Genomic DNA, 1,093 nt, shown 5'->3' on the forward strand with positions numbered 1-1,093 from the left:
CCACCAAGGCCCAGCAGGGCCTTTATGAATACGATGCGGTTTCCCGTCTGAGGGACTCCCAGCTGGGTGATGAAAAGGTCAAGGACATCGGCAACTACATCGTAAAAGGCAAGCTCTGGGAGGCCTTTGAGGCGGACGAGCAGGTGGTTCTGCTAATCGATGAGATCGACAAGGCGGATATCGAATTCCCCAATGACCTTCTGCTGGAACTCGACCGGATGGAGTTCTTTGTCTACGAGACCCAGAAGTTGGTTAAGGCAAAGAAACGCCCGATCGTGGTGATCACCAGTAACAACGAGAAGGAACTGCCGGATGCGTTCCTGCGTCGCTGTTTCTTCCACTACATCAGCTTCCCGGATCATGACACCATGCAGAATATCGTGGATGTGCATTTCCCGGGCCTGCAGCAGCAAATCGTTCGCGATGCCCTGGAAGTCTTCTTCGATGTGCGCAAGGTCCCGGGCCTGAAGAAGAAGCCGTCCACCTCGGAGCTGATTGACTGGCTGAAACTGCTGATGGCCGACGAGCTGTCGGCGAAAATGTTGCAGGAGAAAGATACCAGCTCGGCGTTGCCGCCTTTGTACGGTGCCCTGGTAAAGAACGAGCAGGACGTGCACCTGTTGCAAAAGCTCGCCTTCATGGCCCGTCGCCGCAGCTGATTCTCGGCAAGATCATTGGCAAGAGTCACGTTTTATGTTGATTGATTTTTTTCTTGAAGTCCGGCGCGCACGGGTGCCTGCCAGTCTGAGGGAGTTTCTGGACCTTCTGGAAGCCCTGCAGAAGCGGCTCGCCTTTGCGGACATGGAGGAATTCTATTACCTGTCCCGTCTTTGCCTGGTGAAGGACGAGCGCCACTTCGACAAGTTTGACCGTGCCTTCCAGGCCTATTTTGAAGGTATCGAGAATCTCGACGACCTGCTGGAAGCCCTGATTCCGGACGACTGGTTGCGGGCGGAATTCGAGAAGCACCTGTCGGAGGAAGAGAAGGCGAAGATCGATTCTCTGGGCGGCCTGGAGGAGCTGATCGAAACCTTCAAGAAACGGATGGAAGAGCAGGAGGAGCGCCACGCCGGCGGCAACAAATGGATCGGCA

Annotated in this window: 1 protein-coding gene and 1 pseudogene; both read left to right on the top strand. The window is 55.4% G+C overall.

Going from position 1 to position 1,093, the window contains the following annotated elements:
• Positions 1-659: AAA family ATPase (locus tag B2W52_RS12295; RefSeq protein ID WP_286803288.1), on the top strand; the 659-nt coding region annotated here is incomplete at its 5' end.
• Positions 660-693: 34 nt separating this feature from the next.
• A pseudogene (locus tag B2W52_RS12300) lies at positions 694-1,093 on the top strand (hypothetical protein); the annotation flags it as partial.

This window comes from Marinobacter sp. UBA2498 (assembly GCF_002341575.1).
Lineage (GTDB): Bacteria > Pseudomonadota > Gammaproteobacteria > Pseudomonadales > Oleiphilaceae > Marinobacter > Marinobacter manganoxydans.